Source organism: Maribacter huludaoensis, from assembly GCF_029350945.1.
Classification (GTDB): Bacteria; Bacteroidota; Bacteroidia; order Flavobacteriales; family Flavobacteriaceae; genus Maribacter; species Maribacter huludaoensis.
Window position 1 is genome coordinate 194,791 of the sequence record NZ_JARKMS010000005.1, and the last position, 22,150, is coordinate 216,940.

Annotated in this window: 12 protein-coding genes; 9 read left to right on the forward strand and 3 right to left on the reverse strand. The window is 38.0% G+C overall.

Annotated features, from left to right (window positions below):
* Nucleotides 1-52: 52 nt before the first annotated feature.
* The gene (locus PXC01_RS15050) at nt 53-8,617 is read right to left on the reverse strand and encodes a T9SS type B sorting domain-containing protein (RefSeq protein WP_276473114.1); all 8,565 of its coding nucleotides are present in this window, start codon (nt 8,615-8,617) and stop codon (nt 53-55) included.
* Nucleotides 8,618-8,743: 126 nt separating this feature from the next.
* Between PXC01_RS15050 and PXC01_RS15055 the strand changes: the two genes are divergently transcribed.
* The gene (locus tag PXC01_RS15055; protein WP_276473115.1) at nt 8,744-9,865 is read left to right on the forward strand and encodes a PQQ-dependent sugar dehydrogenase; all 1,122 of its coding nucleotides are present in this window, start codon (nt 8,744-8,746) and stop codon (nt 9,863-9,865) included.
* Between the two features lie 70 nt (nt 9,866-9,935).
* On the opposite strand, the gene murQ is transcribed toward PXC01_RS15055, so the two are convergent.
* Together murQ and PXC01_RS15065 are read right to left on the reverse strand one after the other, a co-directional pair.
* Nucleotides 9,936-10,748 carry an N-acetylmuramic acid 6-phosphate etherase gene (gene murQ / locus PXC01_RS15060; RefSeq protein ID WP_276473116.1) on the reverse strand — a complete coding sequence of 271 codons (813 nt, stop codon included), beginning with the start codon at nt 10,746-10,748 and terminating at the stop codon, nt 9,936-9,938.
* Between the two features lie 4 nt (nt 10,749-10,752).
* A complete protein-coding gene (locus tag PXC01_RS15065) occupies nt 10,753-11,502 on the reverse strand; it encodes a DeoR/GlpR family DNA-binding transcription regulator (RefSeq protein ID WP_276473117.1) in 750 nt (249 codons plus the stop codon).
* Between the two features lie 201 nt (nt 11,503-11,703).
* Between PXC01_RS15065 and nagB the strand changes: the two genes are divergently transcribed.
* The 8 genes from nagB (at nt 11,704) to PXC01_RS15105 (ending at nt 22,089) form a co-directional block, all read left to right on the forward strand.
* The gene (nagB, locus tag PXC01_RS15070; RefSeq protein ID WP_276473203.1) at nt 11,704-13,632 is read left to right on the forward strand and encodes a glucosamine-6-phosphate deaminase; all 1,929 of its coding nucleotides are present in this window, start codon (nt 11,704-11,706) and stop codon (nt 13,630-13,632) included.
* A gap of 82 nt (nt 13,633-13,714) precedes the next feature.
* Nucleotides 13,715-15,232: a glycoside hydrolase family 10-like protein gene (locus PXC01_RS15075; protein ID WP_276473118.1), complete on the forward strand. Its 1,518-nt coding sequence runs from the start codon at nt 13,715-13,717 to the stop codon at nt 15,230-15,232.
* Nucleotide 15,233: 1 nt separating this feature from the next.
* Nucleotides 15,234-16,508 (forward strand): MFS transporter, encoded by a 1,275-nt coding sequence (locus PXC01_RS15080; protein WP_099191590.1) that lies wholly within the window; start codon nt 15,234-15,236, stop codon nt 16,506-16,508.
* Nucleotides 16,501-18,057: a glycoside hydrolase family 3 protein gene (locus PXC01_RS15085; protein WP_276473119.1), complete on the forward strand. Its 1,557-nt coding sequence runs from the start codon at nt 16,501-16,503 to the stop codon at nt 18,055-18,057. Before PXC01_RS15080 ends, PXC01_RS15085 begins: the two co-directional genes overlap by 8 nt.
* Before the next feature lie 6 nt (nt 18,058-18,063).
* A complete protein-coding gene (locus PXC01_RS15090; protein WP_276473120.1) occupies nt 18,064-18,915 on the forward strand; it encodes a CPBP family intramembrane glutamic endopeptidase in 852 nt (283 codons plus the stop codon).
* The gene (locus PXC01_RS15095; RefSeq protein ID WP_276473121.1) at nt 18,902-19,978 is read left to right on the forward strand and encodes an anhydro-N-acetylmuramic acid kinase; all 1,077 of its coding nucleotides are present in this window, start codon (nt 18,902-18,904) and stop codon (nt 19,976-19,978) included. Before PXC01_RS15090 ends, PXC01_RS15095 begins: the two co-directional genes overlap by 14 nt.
* A gap of 132 nt (nt 19,979-20,110) precedes the next feature.
* On the forward strand, nt 20,111-20,371 hold the full coding sequence (locus PXC01_RS15100; RefSeq protein WP_276473122.1) for a DUF4212 domain-containing protein: 261 nt from the start codon (nt 20,111-20,113) through the stop codon (nt 20,369-20,371).
* Nucleotides 20,372-20,394: 23 nt separating this feature from the next.
* Nucleotides 20,395-22,089 carry a sodium:solute symporter family protein gene (locus tag PXC01_RS15105; RefSeq protein WP_276473123.1) on the forward strand — a complete coding sequence of 565 codons (1,695 nt, stop codon included), beginning with the start codon at nt 20,395-20,397 and terminating at the stop codon, nt 22,087-22,089.
* Nucleotides 22,090-22,150 lie beyond the last annotated feature (61 nt).

The window sequence follows — 22,150 nt, forward strand, 5'->3', positions numbered from 1 at the left end:
AAAAAGAGAATGCAAAATGCATCCTCTTTTTTAAATTTATGTTTCTATTTTTTTATCTGTATAAAGTAAAGTGACCTACATATTTAAGCTCATCGCTGTTGGCATTTACCACATACCAATAATCTCCTGTAGGTACTTCTTTTCCTTCATAGGTACCGTCCCAACCGCTAACTTCATCTAAAACAGCCACTACCCTACCGTAACGGTCATATATTCTGACTTCTACGCCATCAAAAAGCTCTCTATTCTTTGGTGACCAAATATCATTAAGGTTGTCTCCATCAGGAGTAAAGAAATTAGGGAATTCTAGCATACCTGTAAATTCGAACGGTACACTTAATTCTAGCTCACAACCTCTTGCATCTCTAACACGAACATTTACTATTCCGCTTTCGTTGGTTGTATATGTAGTTTCACCTCCGTAAGATTGTCCGTTAAAGAAGAATTCATAATCTCCATATCCACCTTCTGCAAAAGCTTGAACTTCATTTGGTCCTGTTTTATCAACTACCAAACTTAAAGGCTCATAGGCATCTATACTGAACTCCACAAAGTTAGTACATCCGTTTTCGTGATAGATATAAACAGTATGATCACCTGCAGGTAAATCTCCCCAAACATATTCATCATTTGCATTTGCGGTTATCGCATCGGTAGGATCTATAGGATCTAATGCAAACATTAACTCTGATAGTAAATTGGTATTATCTAACTGAATAGTTGTTGTACTATTCGGAAAAATACCCTCACAACCATATTGTACTTGTGGTTCTGCAGTTAAATCTACCCCAATATCAATAGTGAACAATTCTGATGCTGTACACAAGTTGGCATCTTGTATATATATAATATACGACGCTCCGCCTTGTAAATCCTCTATAATTTCTCCGTTATAAGGTGCAAAAACTGCCGTTCCCGTTTCGTCTACCGGATCAACCATTTCTATTTTATACTCAAAATAAGGAGTAGGATTCACTAAAACATCATTAAAAGGAGTACCACCAACAATATCAAAAACTACAGTTCCGTCATTTGCTCCAATACATAATTCATCTGTTGTCTCAATATTGATTATTTCCAATTGATCAGGCTCTTCTACCGTAATAAAATCCTTTTCAAAACAGCCATTATCATCCTTAATCAAAATTTCATAAGTACCGGCAGCAAGTTCATCAAAAGTATAAACACCTGGGTTATCCGAATCACTAAAAAATTCATTAAAGTTTGGTGCAATTGCAAATTGAATTAAACCAACACCACCATCACTTACAGAAACTGTAATTGTACCATCTTCTTCACCGTTACAGGTAACATCTGTTGCAACTGCATCGAAAATAATTGGTTCTGGCCTAATGATTTCAAACGGTCCGTCTATAGCCTCACAGGTTAGCCCGCTAGTAACACCAATCCAATAATCCGAACCTTCGGGAAGACCTTCAAATGTACCTTCAGACTGCGGGCCCCTAAATATAGTTGCCGTTCCTTGATTAAAACCATCTGTTGGTTGACCTATATACAGCGTAAACATATTATTTCCTACACCGCCACTTGCAAAAGATTCTATTCTACCATCCAATTCAGATGCACATGAAATGGGATCTACTGGAGAGTTAGGCAAAAATTCAAGATCAGAAGCATCGGTCATAGTAATACCATTAGAACGTATAGCAGGACAAGTACCTGCTCCGTTTACTTTTCTAACATCAAACTGATACGTAATGCCCTGAACTCCTGTTACTGTCACAGAATTCCCCGTCAATGGCATATATGTTCCAATAGTTACGCCATTTTCAACCCTTAAATATTCATACGTAAATAATGGGTCAGGATTTTCGATCGTCAGTCTTATCTCACCATCGCCTCCACAACCAGGTACTCTAATCTGTACCAAAACCGGTTGAACTGGTGGTGGTGGATCAACATAGTAAGCATCCGTAACAAAGGAACACCCAAAACTAGAGGAAACTTCTATTGCATACCAACCAGCGCTAATATAACCACCACTATCCCCAATAAAAGTAGGTGTATTTTGCAATCCACTTTCAGAAACAACGGCTGTATTATCATCTCCACTTAAATATAACAATGTGTAGTTATAACCTGCGCCGGCAAAACCACCGCTTGCACCAGGTGTGGCCGTAATGGCATCACCGGTAGTGATATCATAAGCCTCTAAAACTGCATTGTTACCATTAGGACAATCTAAACTTTGAGGCTCCCTTATACCCGCTACTATTTGCGGAACTTCTTCCAATTCAATCTCTACGGTATTTGTACAACCCTCAACATCTCTTACCTCTACCTCGTAAAATCCAAAAGATAATCCTGTAAATTCATTGTCATTTGAGAATGTAGCAATCTCTGTAGTATAACTTGCACCACCATCAGTACTCATTAATAATCTGTACTCATACGCAGTAGTATCCCAACCACCTGAGCCGGTAGCTATAATTTCACCAGTATCATTAGTACAACTTACATTACCTATAGATTCTGCCGTAACCTGAAGTTCACCATTAGGGGTTCTAATATTGGTAACATTACTTGTAGCAGAACAATACGGTGTATCTATTGAGACGATGTCGATAATTAAATTACCGCCAATTAAATTATCAATTCTAGCCTCATCCCCGTTAATATCAGGAAAATTATTGGTATCAAAAGTCCCTGAAGCCAATGGTGTTGTTCTAGCATCATCAGTAGCCTCATAAACAATATAATCATACACCCCAACATAATCACTGACCGTTATGAACAATGCGCCATCATCACCGGGTACTGCACAACTAACCGGTTTGGCCTCCGTAATTGATACTGTTGGCGCTATTGGAGTATTTACCGTATGTACAGGCATTGGGTATGTACAACCCACTGTATTATCTACAATCTCGAATAAGTAATCACCCACATCTGGCAAGTACACATCTACATAGTTATTACCAGAAGTATTCGTTACAGGAGCAACCGCTGTAACCGATACTGTATTAACGGTAAAATCAGTTGTACCCGCTACTTCTATACGTACGCGCTCATCATCTCTACAATTTAAAATATCTACCTCAACAATTGTTGGAACAACATCTGTAGGTGGATTGATAGTAGGAACGTCAAATGTTGTTTGACAACCATTACCATCAATAGCATAAACAGTGATATTTTGTGCGCTACCGTCATCAATAATTTCAAATGTATTCCCAGGTTGATAATTCTCAAAACCAGTGATACTATATTGATATCCTGACCCAACCGTACCCGCATCTACAACATTTACGGTAATGATGGTAGAACTATATCTATTAGCACCTGGCTCGCACGCAAAATCCGCAGCACTTGCCGTAATACTAAAAGCATCAGGATTTGTAATGGTATGAACAGCAGATAGCACCTCACAGTTACGTGCCGTAACCACCTGTACTTGATAATCACCAGCTGATAAACCTGAAAAAGCACCAGTATTATTTCTGGTCACCTCAGTAGTTCCTGAGCTAACATCATTTAAAATGTAAGTAATTGGAGTGTCTTGAGATGTGAATGGCACTAATGCATTTGCCGGACCAACTACTATCTCAATAGACCCATCATTTTCATCTCTACAGCTAATATCAATTGCTTCTTCTGAAACAATTACCGGCTGTGCCGCTTGATTTAAAATAATGTTCGATACGGTTGTTTCACAGAAACCAGCACCATCGTTTACAATATTGTCAGTTATTAAAACCTCATATGTACCTGGAGCAAGTCCTGTAAAAACTGGATTATTATTTTGTGTTACGGGTCCAACGGCGTTAGAATTATAATCAACACCTGTTAACTCAAATTCAAAATCACCACTACCACCAGTAGTTGAAATTGTTATTTCCCCATCTGCGTCATTACAAGTACTGTCTGTTGAAAATCTACCAGTTGCCGATAAGAAGTCATAAACCGTAGCAGTACCTTCACTAGTACAACCATTGGCATCTACTACATCTACTACATAATCACCAGGACTACTAACAACATAAGTATACTCCCAAAATGCACCATTTACCGTTGGTAATTGCTCATCACCACCCAAAGTGAATCTAGGAGTATTCACTGAACTTGGTACTCTTACCGTAATATCAAATGCTGTCGAAGTAGGATCACATTGATTTACTACCGCAAAAGTAGGTACCGGTAAATCTGGATCTAATGAAATAATTGTTGCAATATCAAAAGAAGTACAACCACTTGCATCTCTTACATATACATCATACGTACCATCAGGCGCTGAGAATGTCGTATCTGTAGTCCAACCCGTAGGAGCTACACCACTGTCCATAAAAGCAAATTCATATGGTCCACCAGAACCACCTCTACCTTGCACGGTTACCTGGCCAAAAGCATTACAATTTGCAGGAACCTCTTGTAAAATATCGATATCAGGTAAATTCTGAAGTATTGTAACAGGAGCTGCATCTGTACATGTATCAGTTAAATTCTCAACTAAAATCTGAAAGTTACCTGGTAATTCAGCATGAGAACCAGTATATGGTAATGCGGTAGTGACAACGGAATTTTCCAAGATAGTACTTGAGCCATCCGAATTATCTATCAACTCTATTTTTAAAACATCTCCAATTGTAAAACCTATGACATCATAAACAATTTCTCCATTTCTATTTACATCACAAGCCCCAGGTGTTGATGTTGCCGTAACATCTAAAGTTGAAGGTGCATCTATAGGAGGAATTTCTTGCTCATAGGTACAATTTGTTACCACGTCTAAAACAACCACAGTATAAGCAACTCCGTATTGAATACTATCCGAAGTATTACTAAAAGTATGATCGTTAACCGCTGGCGTATTATTTAATGCGTAAAAACCAGGTTGATCTAATAATCTTATTTGATAGGTCCCAGAACCTCCGCTTACCGTAACTGCATAAGTAAATGATGAATCATCACAATCTGCTGGTGCCGGTGGCGGTATTGGCGTTATCACTACTTCATTAGAAGTAATTGAAACGGTATCGATATCTGTACAGCCATTAGCATCAATGGTAATAATCGTATAATCTCCAGTTACTAAAAGTGGATCTAAAATTTGTACCGGTAAGGCAGAAGGATCAACATCTTCCATTCTCGTAATTTCTACTCCTGTATTATCTTCTATTACAAAAGTATAATTAGCGGTACCGTCAGTTACAGCATCAATATTGACACCACCACTAACTGGTCCGCTACCTCCACAAACAGCCTGTACTTCAGAAACCGTAGTTGCTGGTGGTGCTGTGGTATCCAATATTATATCAAACGTATCGGCCGGGGTTTCACAACCTCTAGCATCTCTAACCAAGTATGAGTATGTACCTACCGTTAAGTTGGAATATACCGTTTCTGAAGCCCAACCCGTTCCGTTGAAATTAACTTCGTATGGTGGTACACCACTAGTTGCATCTGGTATAATAGTTACAGAACCGTTATTTGTAGAACTACAACTAACCGGTCTAGCAACATAAGATGCAGCAGCAATATTTTGAGGAGGATTTAATGTAATGGCAACAGACTGTGCTACACAACCACTACTTGTCGTATTATTATCTGTAATTCTGAAAACATAATCTCCAGGTACATTTGTGTTATAATCAAATGTATTTGTAGTTAGTGGAATTGCAGCTCCAAAAGTAGCACCACCATCAGAACTAACCTCATACTGTTTTGCTCCAGCACCAGATAAATAACCTCCATTAACACTTACTCTAATGGTACCATTAGCTCCACCACAAGGTATTTCCGCTTCAATATTTGTATTTACTCTTAATTGAGGAGCAATGGTAACCGCAATACTATCTGTACAGTCATTACCATCAACTACTTCAATCGTATAATTACCAGGTGAAAGTCCGCCAAAAGTTGGAGATGGTTGAAGTGCGCCTCCATTAATTCTATATTGATGTGTTCCAATTGCTGCTGTACCCGCTGTAGAGGTTACGGCAACCGTTGCACCAGTACCTGCTACAAAACAAAAATCTGACGATGGTCCGTCCAAAGCTATACCTGGCGCATCAATAGGATTTAGATCGAAAGAAAAAGTATCTGTACAACCTTCAGCATCCTCTACAGTTAATGTATATGTTCCCGCTGCAGAGAGATTACTAAAGGTCCTACCAGATTTTGGACCAATTTGTGGACCTACCGGTTGTGTTAGGGTATATCTAAACGTACCCCAACCTCCCGTTGCGTTAGCTCTAACCGCTCCTAAATTACCATTGGCACAGCTCATAGCCGTAACCGTACTGGTAGATAAATCTAATACTGGAGCCTCATTAATATCAAAAGATACCGTATCCGTACAACCAGTATCGGCGTCGGTTACCGTAATTGTGTATGTTCCTGCACCAGATAATGGCAAGTCTACTTCACGATCATTTTGTGGAGCACTAGTTGCACCGCCATTAATATCAAAAGTATAATTGTTTGCAAAACCATCAACAATAAAAGTTCCACTACCATCGGTAGCACCGTTACATACTCTAAGGTCTCCACCAGATTTAACCTGAACTCTAATAGAGCTTATTTCTACAGGTCTAAAACCTTCGGTGTAAGAACAACCGTTTACATCGGTAATTTGAAAAATATATGCTTGGGAAGTCATTAACCCGGTAAATGTATCATTAGTACCGTTATCTACATACGCCGGACTAATAATTTCATATCTATTGATTGCTGCATTGCTAGTTGGTGTCAACTGCACATCTGTAGTACCGGCAGCACAACTAGTATTACTTTGTGCAAAATCTAAATTTGTAGGTGGATCAACATCTAAAATTTCAATTGCCGTTAATTCTAATCTACATCCGCCTGCATCACGAATAATAGGGGTATAAGTACCCGCAGCTAAATCAGTATAAGTGGTAATGGTTGAAAAGTTAACACCATCTATACTAAATTCATAACCACTTCCGGAACCACCGGTAAACGGACCTACAAAATCAATCTGTCCACCTATATTTCCTGTTCCAGAACAAGTTACATCAGCAACCTTAGTAGCAGAACCTGTCAATGAACCAACGGTATCTACCGTAACCGATGGCAATGCCAAAGTACATTCGAAACCGCCTTGTTGGTATCTTACTTCAATATCATTATATGTACCTGCTGCAACTGAAATTTGTGGTATACTTACCCAAGGGTCAGATGCACTTTCCCTGTAAGATATATTATAACCCCTACCGTTGTTTATAGTAAATTCTAATTTGGCACCTCCGTTACTACAAGTACCATCAATACCTGCTACCGTAACATCTGGTGGTAATAAATCTTCAACATCGGAAGAAGCATTTATAATACAGCCATTACTATCGGTAATCACAAAATCATATGTTCCTGCTGCATTTACGGTATATGTAGTAGTACCGGAGTCTGTAGCGACATCACCAAATGAAGGCTGCACCGGTCCGCCGTTTACGGTAAATGTATAAGGCGCAGAACCACCAGATGTATTTAAGGTAATATCTACACTAGAAATGTTAGAGCAGCCAAAACTACTATTTACCTCTGTAGAAGCATCTAAAGCAGAAGCCCCTGCACCAATTGTCATGGGGTTTCCATTGATATCTAAACTCTGTCTTGGAGGATCTATTCCGTTCAATGGATCACCAGTACATTGTTGCGTTTCAACTTGTACCGTATATGTACCAAAGCCTACAGCTGAAAAGGTGTAGGGATTTGTTGGAATGAATGCCGTAAATTCTTGGGCAACACCACTAGAATTCAATAATGTATATTTATAAGGTCCGGGAACATTAGAAGCCGTTACCGTAATAGTACCTGTATCTCCACTACACAATGCATCTGTAAAAGTCGTGGCAATTTCAATCTCCTTTTCTTCTATTACTATAGGTTCATAAGGATACTCACAAGTATTTGCCGTATTTCTTAATCTTGCTAGAATATTATAGGTACCTGGTGTCAAGTTAGAAAATATAGCACCTTGCCAAGAAGAACCTCCATCAATAGTAAACTCATAAGCACTGGAAAGATTGGTTATCTGTATTCTACCATCTACACCACAGATATAATCTTGCTTAACATATGTTTGGGTTATAGTACTTTTCTTTACTTTAAAGTAATATGGTTGGTTATCTACTTCAACTCTATATTCAGCACCTGAAGTAGCTGATACGGAACTGGCATCTAGATTAAAAGTTTGTCCGGTTCCAACTTCTGTATAACAAGAATTGGTTGTATTAGGACATTCAACATTTACATCTGCTGAACAAGAACCACCCAATACCTGCCATGAAACTGAGCTATAAGGACCACCGGTAAGACTTATTATACGATCATCGAAATCTCCACATAAATTAAACCGTGCAATCGTAAATCCGTTATCGTTACAAGTAACCGTATTGTCCGCGCCTACTATTGGTGTAGTAAACATTGCCGGAGCCGCTAAGCTAGACTTGGATGCAATTTTATTTTCTAATGTAGTTTGGTTGTTGGTAGAAACCGAAACAGCCTTTTCGATTACATGAGCCACCTCTTCATAAAGCGTAGTTACTTTTGAGTTGGCCAGAGCCGTAGTACCAATTACTGAAATAACAATCAGAAGAAGTACATACAGCGCATACCGCTGTTGTTTTGGAAGCATAGGTTAAGGTTCGTTTTTAAGAACAAAGTCGATTTGGGATCTAATTAGTTCTTTGGTGTAATTTTTTGCTTATATTTTATCTTTTAAATAATCATGTGTTCTCTAATATATTTCTAACGCCCGTATATGAAAAATAGTATTATTCTCAACCTTTTATTCGTTGTATCGCTAAATTTTTCTTGCGCACAAAATACTGACAACAAGATAACTACACCAAAAGAGTCTGTTTTTTCAGCTGAACTGTTCGTCGATGAGCTACAGATTCCATGGGGGTTCACCTTCCTTCCTGATAAAAGTATTTTAATTACTGAAAAAGAGGGAAAATTGATTCGTTTTGCGAATGGAAAAAAAACGATTATTAACAATGTTCCCGAGGTTTATAATAGAGGCCAGGGAGGATTATTGGATATAACCCTCCATCCCAAATACACAAAAAACGGATGGATCTACCTTACTTATGCATCAACTGACGGAGAAGAAAAGGGTGGCCATACGGCAATTATGAGGGCAAAATTGAAAAACAGTTCTTTGACCGAAAAACATATTTTATACAAGGCAGTACCCAATACTACCAAAGGACAACATTTTGGATCTAGAATAGCATTTGACAATGACGGTTATCTTTACTTTTCTATTGGGGAACGTGGCGATAGGGATATCAACCCGCAAGACATAAAAAGAGATGGGGGCAAAATTTACCGTTTGCACGATGATGGACGTATACCAGCAGATAATCCCTTTCAGGATGTCAAAGGTGCCAAAACAGCTATTTATAGCTTTGGACACCGAAATCCGCAGGGTCTTATAAAACATCCTATAACAGGAGAAATTTGGGACCATGAACACGGACCGCGAGGTGGAGATGAAATCAATATCATAAAAAAAGGTGCTAATTACGGATGGCCTTTAGTTACCTACGGTATTAATTACGGCGGAACACCTATCACTGACAAAACCGAAATGGAAGGTATGGAACAACCTATTCATTATTGGGTACCCTCTATTGCACCTAGTGGCATGACTTATGTTACCAGTGACACCTACAAAAACTGGAAAGGGAGTTTATTGGTAGGATCTTTGGCTTTCCAATATTTAGAACGATTGATTTTGGATGGTAACAAAGTAATTGCAAGGGAAAAATTAATGGACGGTATGGGAAGAGTTCGTGCCGTACATGAAGGTCCGGACGGATTAATTTATGTAGCTGTTGAAGGAAAAGGAATCTACAAATTGATACCGAAAAGCTAAAGCATAAAAAAAGCCTGAATATAAATTTATATATTCAGGCTTTCTCTTTAGCTAGAAGTAATCATCGCCTTTATTGTTTACCTGCATCTATAGCCAGTTTAACAGACCCATGCTTTTTCAATAAGGCAGCAGCTTCGGTATAATCAATATCAAGACCTTCCATAATATAACGAGTACCACGATCAACAAGCTTATCATTGCTCAATTGCATGTTTACCATCTTGTTCCCCTTCACCCTACCTATTTTAATCATTAAGGTAGTAGATATCATATTCAATACTAATTTTTGAGATGTACCGCTTTTCATTCTAGTGCTACCGGTCAGAAATTCAGGTCCCACATTAATTTCAATGGGAATATCCGCAATTTTTGCAATAGGAGCGCCAGGGTTGTTGGTAATTGCAGCCGTTAAAATTCCATTTTTCTTTGCATCTTCCAATCCACCCACCACATATGGCGTACTACCCGATGCCGCAATACCTACAACAACATCATTATCATTAATGTTATGAGCTTTTAAATCTAGCCATGCCTGTTTGGTAGCATCTTCGGCATTTTCAACAGCTTTTCTAATAGCGGTATCACCACCGGCAATTAAACCTACTACACGTTCATGTGGCATACCAAACGTTGGCGGAATTTCAGAGGCATCTAAAATACCAAGTCTACCACTGGTACCGGCGCCTATGTAAAAAAGTCTTCCTCCTTTGTTGAATCTTTCCGTCAAGGCATCTACCAATTTAGTTACCTGAGGTATCGTTTTCTCTACAGCATGGGCAATCTTTTTATCTTCTTCGTTCATTTTTTGAAGAATAGTTGTGGTATCCATCAACTCTAAATTGTCATGATTGGACGGAGTCTCGGTAATTTTTTTGTAATCCATATAATTATAAAATTTTTATGTCGTGATTTTTAAAAGCATTCAGCAACTTGTCATCGGGCTTTAACTCTGTTATCATGGTATTGATCGAATTAATATCGCACGTTTTATACCGATGTTGAGAATTGAGTTTTTCAGAAATAGATAGCAACACCGTTTTTTTCGATGCTTTAATTACCGCTTTTTTAATCTGTACAATATCCCAATCAAATTCCGTTAACCCAAAAGTGGCGTCTACATATCCTGTACCTATGAAACTAAAATCGAACCGTATTTCAGAAATATGGTGAATGGCATTTGCACCAATAGCGATCTGTGCTTCTTTTGAAATTTGCCCTCCTATAGAAATTACATTGATATTGGCTTTATGAGAAAGTTCCATGGCAACGGGCAGACTTATGGTAAAACAGGTAAGATTTAAGTTTTCAGGTATTATTCGCGCCAATTCCATACACGTGGTTCCTCCGTCCAAAAAAATAACCGCACCATCTCGCAACATGGTAACTGCCTTGGTTGCAATAGTAACTTTATCGTCTAATTTATAAATATTGGTGTTTCTGGCGCTATCGGTCATATACCCCATTGAAATTGCACCGCCATGAACCTTGCGTAGTTTATTTTCTGCATCAAGCTCCTTCACATCTCTTCTTATAGTATCTATAGAAACGTCCAGTGCCTCTGCTATATCTGTAATAAGAATTCTATTATGCAGATCCACCTCATTTAAAATAGTCTGTTGCCGTTCTTCTTTTAGCATGTTAAAAGCATTTTTACCAATGAATCATACAAAGATAGGGATTTTTAAATCATGCCGTTTTATGACGTTTATATTATGAAAACATCATTTAAAGATTATTTAACGGCAAAATACGGCATAATTTATGGCAAAAAACTGCAAGTTGATAAAATAACGCATATATTTGTAAAGCTTAAAAGAACTAAAACCCACTGCTGCCTGATGAAAAATACTTTGAAAGATTCTAAAATGGATATTGCCCATAAGCCTATTGGGCAATTTGAAGAAACACGTTTCGAGAAGATACACAATGTAATATTTGAAGATTCAAACATAGCCTCTATACAAGTGGCACGTGAAATTGCCGCTTTGATCAAAAAGAGACAAGGTCAAAAAAGAAACTGCGTTTTGGGTTTAGCCACAGGATCGTCACCGATCAGGGTCTATGAAGAGTTGGTTCGTATGCATAAGGAAGAAGGTCTAAGTTTTAAAAATGTAATCACTTTTAACTTAGACGAATATTTACCCATGGAGCCAAATAATATTCAAAGTTATTTCTACTTCATGCACGAACATCTATTTAACCATGTAGATATACCTGAAAAGAATATTCACATTCCAGATGGCACGGTAAGCAATGAAGAAACTACGGCTTACTGCTTAAGCTATGAGCGTAAAATTAAAGAACATGGCGGACTGGATTTTCAGCTATTAGGTATTGGTAGAACAGGGCATATTGGTTTTAACGAACCTGGATCCCATTTTAATTCCGGCACACGGGTAATTACATTAGATCATATTACACGAGTAGATGCCGCACCTTCTTTTTTAGGCATAGACAATGTACCTAGAAAAGCCATTACCATGGGTATTGCAACTGTAAGAAAAGCTAAACGTATTGTTTTATTAGGCTGGGGTCAAAACAAGGCGAACATTATTAAGAAAACAATTGAAGGGGAAATATCTTCACACGTACCGGCCACATATTTGCAAGAGCATGACAATTGCACCTTTGTTCTTGATACGGGTGCCGGAAGCGAATTGACAAAAAACAAAACTCCGTGGTTGGTAGATGCCTGTGAGTGGACAGAAGAATTGAAAGCCAAAGCTATCGTTTGGCTTTGTGAGACTACCGGAAAAACAATTTTAAGTTTAACTGATAAAGATTACAACGATAACGGTATGGCAGACTTATTGGCTCTAAATGATGCTTATAACCTGAACATTGAAATGTTCAACAAACTGCAACATACCATCACAGGTTGGCCTGGCGGAAAACCTAACGCAGATGACACTCACCGCCCAGAACGTGCCACTCCTGCAAAAAAGAGAGTGATAATATTTAGTCCGCACCCAGATGATGATGTCATATCTATGGGCGGTACGTTTGACAGGCTTGTAGAACAAGGCCATGAGGTGCATATTGTATATCAAACCTCTGGTAACATAGCGGTTTCTGATACAGACGCCAGGAAATATGCAGAAATAGCTTTACAAATCAGTCCGTCAGACGAAGCTAATAAAATCATCAAATCTCTTTCTGAAAAGAATGAAACCCGTATAGACTCGCCAGAAGTTCGAAATTTAAAGGGCAAGATAAGAAGAGGAGAATCTTATGCAGCAACAAGATACATGGGCTTACAAGATGAAAATGTGCATTTTTTAGATCTGCCATTCTATGAAACGGGCACCATAAAAAAGAAAAATCTCTCCAATGAAGACATTACCATTGTCGCCAATATTATAAGCGATATAAAACCCCATCAAATATATGCAGCTGGTGATCTTGCCGATCCACACGGCACGCACAAAGTTTGTTTAGATGCAGTGTTTGCAGCCTGCGAAAAACTAAAGACCGAAGACTTTATGAAAGATTGTTGGTTATGGCTTTATAGAGGCGCTTGGCATGAGTGGGACATCAATGAAATTGAAATGGCAGTACCAATGAGTCCGGGTCAAGTTTTGAAAAAGCGTAATGCTATTTTCTGTCACCAATCCCAAAAAGATGGCGTAATGTTTCAAGGAGATGATTCAAGAGAATTCTGGATGCGCGCCGAAGAAAGAAATCGAGATACCGCTAATAAATACAAAGCAATGGGCTTATCATCATATGCAGCAATGGAAGCCTTTGTAAGACATAAATTCAACTAACAACTGAATTGAATTAAAAGGCCTATTTTTAAAATTAAAATGGGCCTTTTTTGTTAAAAGTCATTTAATCGGCTTCAACTTTATGATAAAACAGCTAACACTATTTGCTTTACTACTTATTCTTAATTCATGTGGCATTTTCAAGTCATATGAAAAATACCCTAAAAGAGAATTTAGAGGGGTTTGGATCGCTACTGTGGTCAATATAGATTGGCCAAAGAATGGCAATGATTCCGCAGAAAAACAAAAAACCGATTTTTTAAAGATTTTAGATTTTTATGAAAGAGAGAATTATAACGCCGTAATAGTTCAAGTACGTGCAGCCGGCGATGCCTTTTACCAATCTGATTATGCGCCATATTCACGATTTTTAACAGGAGAAGAAGGTACAGCCCCTAAATGGAATACAGACGTCCTAGAATGGATAATCAACGAAACCCATGAAAGAGGCATGGAGTTCCATGCATGGTTAAATCCGTACAGGGCAACTTTCGATGAAAATTTTGAAGTATTATCAGAAACCCATGACTACTGTACCCACCCAGAGTGGATCGTACATTACGGCAAGAAAAATTATTACAACCCAGGTTTGCCAGAAGTTCGCAACCACTTTTCAAATATTATAGCGGAGTTAGTGACTAATTATGATGTAGATGCCATACACTTTGATGATTATTTTTATCCCTACACCATTAAGGATGCTGTTTTTAACGACTCCTTAGCATTTAAAACCTATGCATTAAAAAATCAAAAGCTTGATGATTGGAGACGTAGTAATATTGACTCTTTAGTAAGACAGTCTCATAAAACTATAAAATCAATTAAACCTTGGGTTCAGTTTGGTATAAGTCCGTTTGGGGTTTGGAAAAATAATAGTACAGATCCAAAAGGTTCTGACACCAAAGCAGGGCAAACTACTTATGAAGATTTGTATGCAGATCCATTGCTTTGGATGGAAAAAGGTTGGATAGATTATTTAGCACCCCAAGTATACTGGAGTATGAATCTACCTGTAGCATCGCACAGAAAAATTGTTGATTGGTGGGCAAAGAACAACTATAACACTAATCTATATGTAGGTAACGGACCTTATAAAATTAGAAATAACAGCGATAAAGCTTGGCAAGAAAAAAAGGAATTGCCCATGCAATTAGAGTTGGCGCGTAACACACCACAAATTCAAGGCAATATCATGTTCAGTGCCAAATCATTAATGACTGACAAAGATGATGTGGTAGAATATATTCACAAAAAATACTATAAGAGACCAGCATTGAATCCTATTTCTAGCTTAGCCAAAAACCATAAGGCGAAAGCACCAAAATTAGTAAGTGCAAGTAAAAACGATACTGAACTATCACTAGAGTTCAATGACTTGAACAATATAAGATTTGCTTTAGTCTACTCATCTGGCATAAAGGTCAAAGACACCTATGACATAAAGAAATTAAGATCAAAAATTTATGTTGAGAACAATAACACAACCTTAAACATACCACTTGACCAGCTGAAGAAAAAGTACAACGCCATTAGTTTCATAGATGTTTACGGTAAAGAGACCACTCCAATAATTATTAATCTAAAACAAGTGAATAAGTAGTATGGTACAAAAAGACAAAGGAGCTTGGGCATGGGTACCTGTGCTTTATTTCACACAAGGATTGCCCTATGTATTGGTAGTTACGGTTTCCGTAATCATGTACAAAAAATTAGGGGTCAGCAATGAAGACATAGGCTTATACACCAGTATTCTCTATTTACCATGGGTACTTAAACCATTATGGAGTCCGTTCGTTGATTTAAAAAGCACCAAACGAAAGTGGTTTTTAAGTATGCAACTATTAATAGCTATTGCATTGTTAGGTGTGGGTTTAACATTGCCCACTAATATGTTCTTTGTTTCATCTTTGGCCTGTTTCTGGATGGCTGCATTTGCCTCTGCCACCAATGACATTGCTTCAGATGGATATTACATGCTTGGCCTAACAGAAAAAAAACAATCGTTCTTTGTTGGCATGAGAAGTACTTTCTATAGACTTGCCATGGTAACGGGCGAAGGTTTAATAGTTGTACTTGCCGGTTTCTTAGAAAACAAATATGGCGACAACACCAAAGCTTGGAGCATAACCATGTCAGCTGCCGCTTTTTTAATGTTGATCATGACTGTTGCCAACTTTTTTGTTACACCAAAATATGAATCTGAAAATACAGAGGATAAAGAAAAACCAGCAGGCTTTTTAGAGGTATTCGCATCATTTTTTAAAAAACCGGGCATAGGTATTGCGTTAGCTTTTATTCTTACGTATCGTTTAGGTGAATCACAATTGGTAAAAATGGCGTCCCCTTTTTTATTAGACTCACCTGATAAAGGCGGATTAGGATATTCTACTGAACAATTAGGAACTATTTTCGGTACCGTAGGAGTTATTTTTCTTTCCGTTGGCGGTATATTGGGGGGTATCTTAATTTCACGCGATGGTTTAAAAAAATGGATGTTACCCATGGTACTTTCATTGAACCTGCCTAATATTCTTTATGCCGTTTTGGCCATGACCAATACTACAAGTATCTATGCCGTTACGGCAACAGTGGTTTTTGAAAAATTTGGATATGGTTTCGGTTTTGCCGCCTTTTTAATGTACCTCATTTACATTGCCGAGGGCAAATCTAAAACATCTCACTACGCCATTGCCACCGGTTTTATGGCCTTAGGGATGATGCTACCCGGTATGATCAGCGGTTACATGCAGCAATGGCTGGGGTATGACGGCTTTTTTGTCTGGGTAGTCATTGCGGCCCTACCAGCACTCTTACTTTTAAAATTTATTACCTACCCAGCAGATTTCGGTAAAAAAACAACGGTTACCAATGAATAGATTACTACCTACAAATAAAGCCTTAAAGAAACTTTCACTTTCAGAAAAAGTTGGTCAATTATTTATGCCCGCAGCTTTTATAAATGATACCGAAGAAGAAATACAGCAGCTAGAAAAATTAATTTCTGAACACCATGTTGGCGGGCTTTGTTTTTTTCATTCACGCGCAAGTGCGGCAACTAACTTTGAAGGCAAAAAGAAAATTGTTGTCAATGAAAATAGTTTTGAAACTTTAAAAAACCTCATCAAAAGATATCAAAAAGCGGCTACTTACCCCCTATTGATTTCCATTGACGCAGAATGGGGGTTGGCCATGCGCATAGAAAACACCCCCCAATATCCGTACGCCATTACCTTAGGAGCCAATAAGGACAATAAAGACTTAGTATTTAAAGTAGGCCAGAACATTGCCAAAGATTGTAAAGCCGCAGGTATACATTGGAATCTTTCTCCTGTAGTAGATGTCAACGTAAACCCTAACAACCCTGTAATTGGGTATAGATCCTTTGGTGATGACAAAGAACAAGTAACCTCATTGGCAAAAGCATTTGTAAAAGGAACCCAGTCCGAAGGTATACTCACAAGCATTAAGCATTTTCCCGGACATGGAGACACGGCTACAGATTCACATTTGGGGCTTCCTGTTATAGAGAAAACAAAAGCCGAGTTATTGGAAACTGAGCTCTACCCTTTTCAAAAATTAATAGATGAAGGTGTGGATTCCGTGATGGTAGGTCATTTATCCGTGCCTGCACTGACCACTAGCCCAAAATTACCATCTAGCATTAATAAAGATATAATAACCGGTGTATTAAGACATGATATGGGATTTGACGGAGTAGTCATTTCAGATGCCTTGAACATGCATGCAGTATCTAAAAACTACCCGACCAAAGGAGAATTGGAATGGTTGGCCTTTAATGCAGGTAGTGACGTTTTATGCTTTGCCGAGCATATAGAAGAAGGCATTCAATGTATTTTAAAAAATGCATCGGAAGCACAAATTAACAAGAGTATAGAACGTATTTGGAAGCTGAAAGCAAAGGCAATACCAGAAGTTGATTCCACTCTAGAATTAACAGCCCCAAGTGCTCTGAACAAACAAATAGCTGAGCGATCAATCACCTTACATAACGGCACTGCGCAAGATATTGAACATTTTAGAACAACCAATTTCTGCACATTGACACTTAAAAGGTTTACCAAAGACCAAACGAACCAAGATATTGTTGAAAATATTACGGCAATGCGAAAAGAAGTTAAAAATGAAACCGAGATTCTTTTGCTGCTAACTCCCCCTCAAATAAAACCAACTAATAATTTTGGTTTTCTTCAAGAGGAAATAGATTTTGTAAATGATTTAATCACTACCAAGAAAGTGGTCCTATATCATTTTGGAAACCCATATGCTTTACAATCTTTTAAAACGGATAAAACAACGGCTACCGTAATTGCATATCAGAATTTCAAAGAGTTTCAAGACGTTGCCACAGCACATTTTATGGGTACATTAGAGGCAAAAGGAAAATTACCTGTAAAACTAAATTAGAATCTTATGAATCATAGTGGATGGGCTAGAGTAATTGCATTGATATTTCCATATTTTATAATAGTTGGTCTATTCTATGTTGCCGGTGCCTTCGTTGCCGGTATTCCACTTGGAGATAAAGATTTTCAAGAAACCTCTCTTCAGCAACTGATCATGACATTTTTCTCGTTTTTAGGAACGCTACTTTTAGTCTGGATTTTCATGAAATATATGGACAAGCAAAATTTTATGGACGTTGGGCTTCAGATTAAAAACAGAAAAAACGATATTTTAATAGGTACTCTACTTGGGTTGGTCATAATGGGATTGGCCTATGTTGGTTTATGGGTTGCCGAAGAAATTATCTATACTGAATTTAACTTTGATGTATTAGAGTTAATCTATACCACATTACTGTTCATACTTGTAGCCATTTTAGAAGAAGTTCTTTTTAGAGGGTATATTCTAAAGAACCTTATGCTATCCTTTAACAAGTATATAGCACTTATAATTTCTTCTATAGTGTTCGCTATAGCTCATGGTGCAAATCCAAATATTAGTCTTTTCAGTTTAACAGGCTTTTTTTTAGCAGGAATTGCACTGGGGGTCTCATATATCTACACAAAAAATTTATGGTACCCTATAGCCTTCCATTTTAGTTGGAATCTATTTCAATCCTTGTTCGGCTTTAATGTAAGCGGGCAAGATATCTATAGTATCATAGAGTTCACTGTTCCAGAAAATAATATGATGAACGGAGGGCAATTCGGTTTTGAAGGCTCTATTTTTTCTTTAATAACAGAACTAACACTGGCAGCACTGATCATTTATTATTATCAAGTAAAAAAACGGCAACCCATTAGAAATGAAAATATATAAAATTATCGGTCTCATGTCAGGCACATCATTAGATGGCCTTGATTTAGCCTACTGTCACATTTGGGAGAAAAAAGGAACTTGGCAATTTGAAATCAAAGAAACCAAGAGCATTAAGTATTCAACTGAAATGTTGAACACCTTAAAAAATGCCATTGATTTATCTGCAGAAAAACTTATAGAATTGCATAACACCTATGGTACTTGGCTAGGAGAACAGGTTTTGACCTTTGTTAACGACTATTCATTGGCAGTAGATTATATTGCCAGTCATGGTCATACCACTCACCATAGACCAGAGATGGGGCTTACATTTCAAGTTGGCTCAGGACAGCATTTGGCAAATGCTTGCGGCATAAAAGTCATCTGTGATTTTAGAACAAATGACCTGGCATTGGGTGGTCAAGGAGCTCCTTTAGTACCTATTGGAGATAGTATTTTCTTTAACCAATATGATTTCTGTTTAAATTTAGGTGGCATCAGTAATATATCTTTTGATGTAAAAGGAAAGCGCATAGCTTATGATATTGGTTTAGCGAATATGATTCTCAACTATATTACAAGAAAGGTAAATCTAGAATATGACGAGGACGGTAAACTAGCCCGCAAGGGCAAAATAAACAAAACCATGTTAAAAAGGTTAAATGGTCTAGAGTACTATTTATTACCACACCCAAAATCTATTGGGTATGAGTGGTTTTTAGCCGAGGTAGTACCCATTGTAGAAGATACAAAAGATACCTTAGAGAACTTGTTACACACCAGCGTTCATCATATCTGCGATAAAGTGGCACAACAGATTCAATTGAATTTTAAACACAACAACCAAGAATTATTGGTAACCGGTGGCGGAGCTTTAAATTCCTTTCTAACCGAAACATTACAAGCTAAATTGGGCGAAACCACAACTGTAGTGGTGCCCGAAAAAATAATTATAGAGTTCAAAGAAGCTTTGGTATTTGCTTTAATGGGCGTTTTAAGGGTTGAGCAACTAACAAATGCACTTTCCTCTGTAACTGGAGCAAAAAAAGATTCATCAAGTGGAGTATTGTTCATACCTAATTAAACTTTTATGCCTAATTTACTTGATAATCGAAATTTAAAATAATAGAGCCTTTGCCCTGTCATGGTACAAGTTTTAAACGAATACGGCTTTAGTGCACTCTAAGCGTATTCACTCATTAAAATAGCATATAACATGTCTGAAAAACAAAAGAAAGCTACCGCTTATTGGAAAGAAAATGTACGTTATTTATTCATCTTGCTGTCCATTTGGTTTACTGTATCATTTGGAGCCGGCATTTTATTTAAGGAAGCATTGGACACTATTAAGATCGGCGGTTTCAAATTAGGTTTCTGGTTTGCGCAACAAGGGTCTATTTACATCTTTGTCATCCTAATTTTTGTTTATGTAAGACTCATGAACAAATTGGATAAAAAATACGGATACAACGATTAATCACACCAACTAAAACTAACAAAATGAGTGTACAGACCTGGACATATATTTTAGTAGGACTCACCTTTGCACTATACATAGGTATAGCTATATGGTCTCGCGCAGGTTCTACAAAAGATTTTTATGTTGCGGGTGGCGGTGTTTCTCCATTAGCCAATGGTATGGCCACCGCAGCAGATTGGATGTCGGCAGCTTCATTTATCTCTATGGCAGGCATCATCTCTTTTGCTGGCTATGATGGTTCTGTATATTTAATGGGATGGACAGGCGGATATGTGCTTTTGGCCCTTTTACTTGCCCCCTATCTTAGAAAGTTCGGGAAATTCACCGTTCCGGATTTTATTGGTGACCGCTACTACTCAAAAACGGCTAGAATTGTAGCTGTGATCTGTGCACTGATCGTATCGTTTACTTATGTGGCAGGACAAATGCGCGGTGTAGGTGTAGTATTCTCAAGATTTCTTCAAGTAGATATCAATACTGGGGTGATTATAGGAATGATCATCGTATTATTTTATGCTGTGTTAGGTGGAATGAAAGGTATTACCTATACCCAAGTAGCACAATACTGTGTGCTGATTTTCGCCTTTATGGTTCCCGCAATTTTCATATCCATACAAATGACAGGAAATCCTATACCTCAATTAGGAATGGGCTCCACCTTAAATGATGGGTCTGGAACTTTTTTATTGGATAAACTAGACGGATTATCTACAGAACTAGGTTTCAACGAATATACCGATGGATCTAAATCTGTCACCGATATTTTTGCCATAACCTTGGCTCTAATGGTAGGCACAGCAGGCTTACCCCATGTCATTGTTCGCTTCTTTACGGTGAAAAAAGTAAAAGATGCTCGTAAATCTGCCGGACTCGCCTTATTACTAATCGCTATTTTATACACCACGGCCCCGGCTGTTTCCGTATTTGCAAAAACCAATCTCATCAACACGGTCAGTAATGAAGAATATTCAAACATGCCTGTTTGGTTCAAAAATTGGGAAGAAACCGGACTATTATCTTTTGATGATAAAAATGAAGATGGCAAAATTCAATACGTAGCTGAAAAGTCAAAGAATGAATTGACTATTGACAATGATATTATGGTATTGGCAAACCCCGAAATTGCAGATCTACCCGCTTGGGTAATTGCTTTGGTTGCCGCTGGCGGTCTGGCGGCTGCCCTATCAACGGCAGCAGGGCTATTGCTTGTTATATCTGCCTCGGTATCACATGATCTGGTCAAAAAAGTCTTTAAACCTAACATCTCTGACAAGGCAGAATTATGGGTCGCAAGGGGATCGGCCACCATTGCCGTAATAATTGCAGGGTACTTCGGTATAAATCCGCCAGGTTTTGTAGCTGCTGTTGTCGCCCTGGCATTTGGTCTTGCTGCCGCATCTTTTTTTCCGGCAATCGTACTTGGTATATTTTACAAAAAAATGAACAAAGAAGGCGCCATTGGCGGCATGGTCGTTGGCATCTTACTTATGCTCTTCTATATGACCAAATTTAAATTCGGTTGGTTTGGGGGCGGAACATCAAACGATTGGTGGTTTGGAATTTCACCAGAAGGTTTTGGTAGCATTGCAATGATAGCTAATTTTATAGTAGCCATTAGTATACTGCAATTTACTCCTGAACCTCCAGAAGATGTTCAAGAAATTGTAGAAAATATTAGAATACCCAGTGGTGCAGGTGAAGCTACGGGACATTAAACAACATAAATCAATTAGAAACAATAACGACCAAAGGCCTCAACAACCTTTGCATATTAAT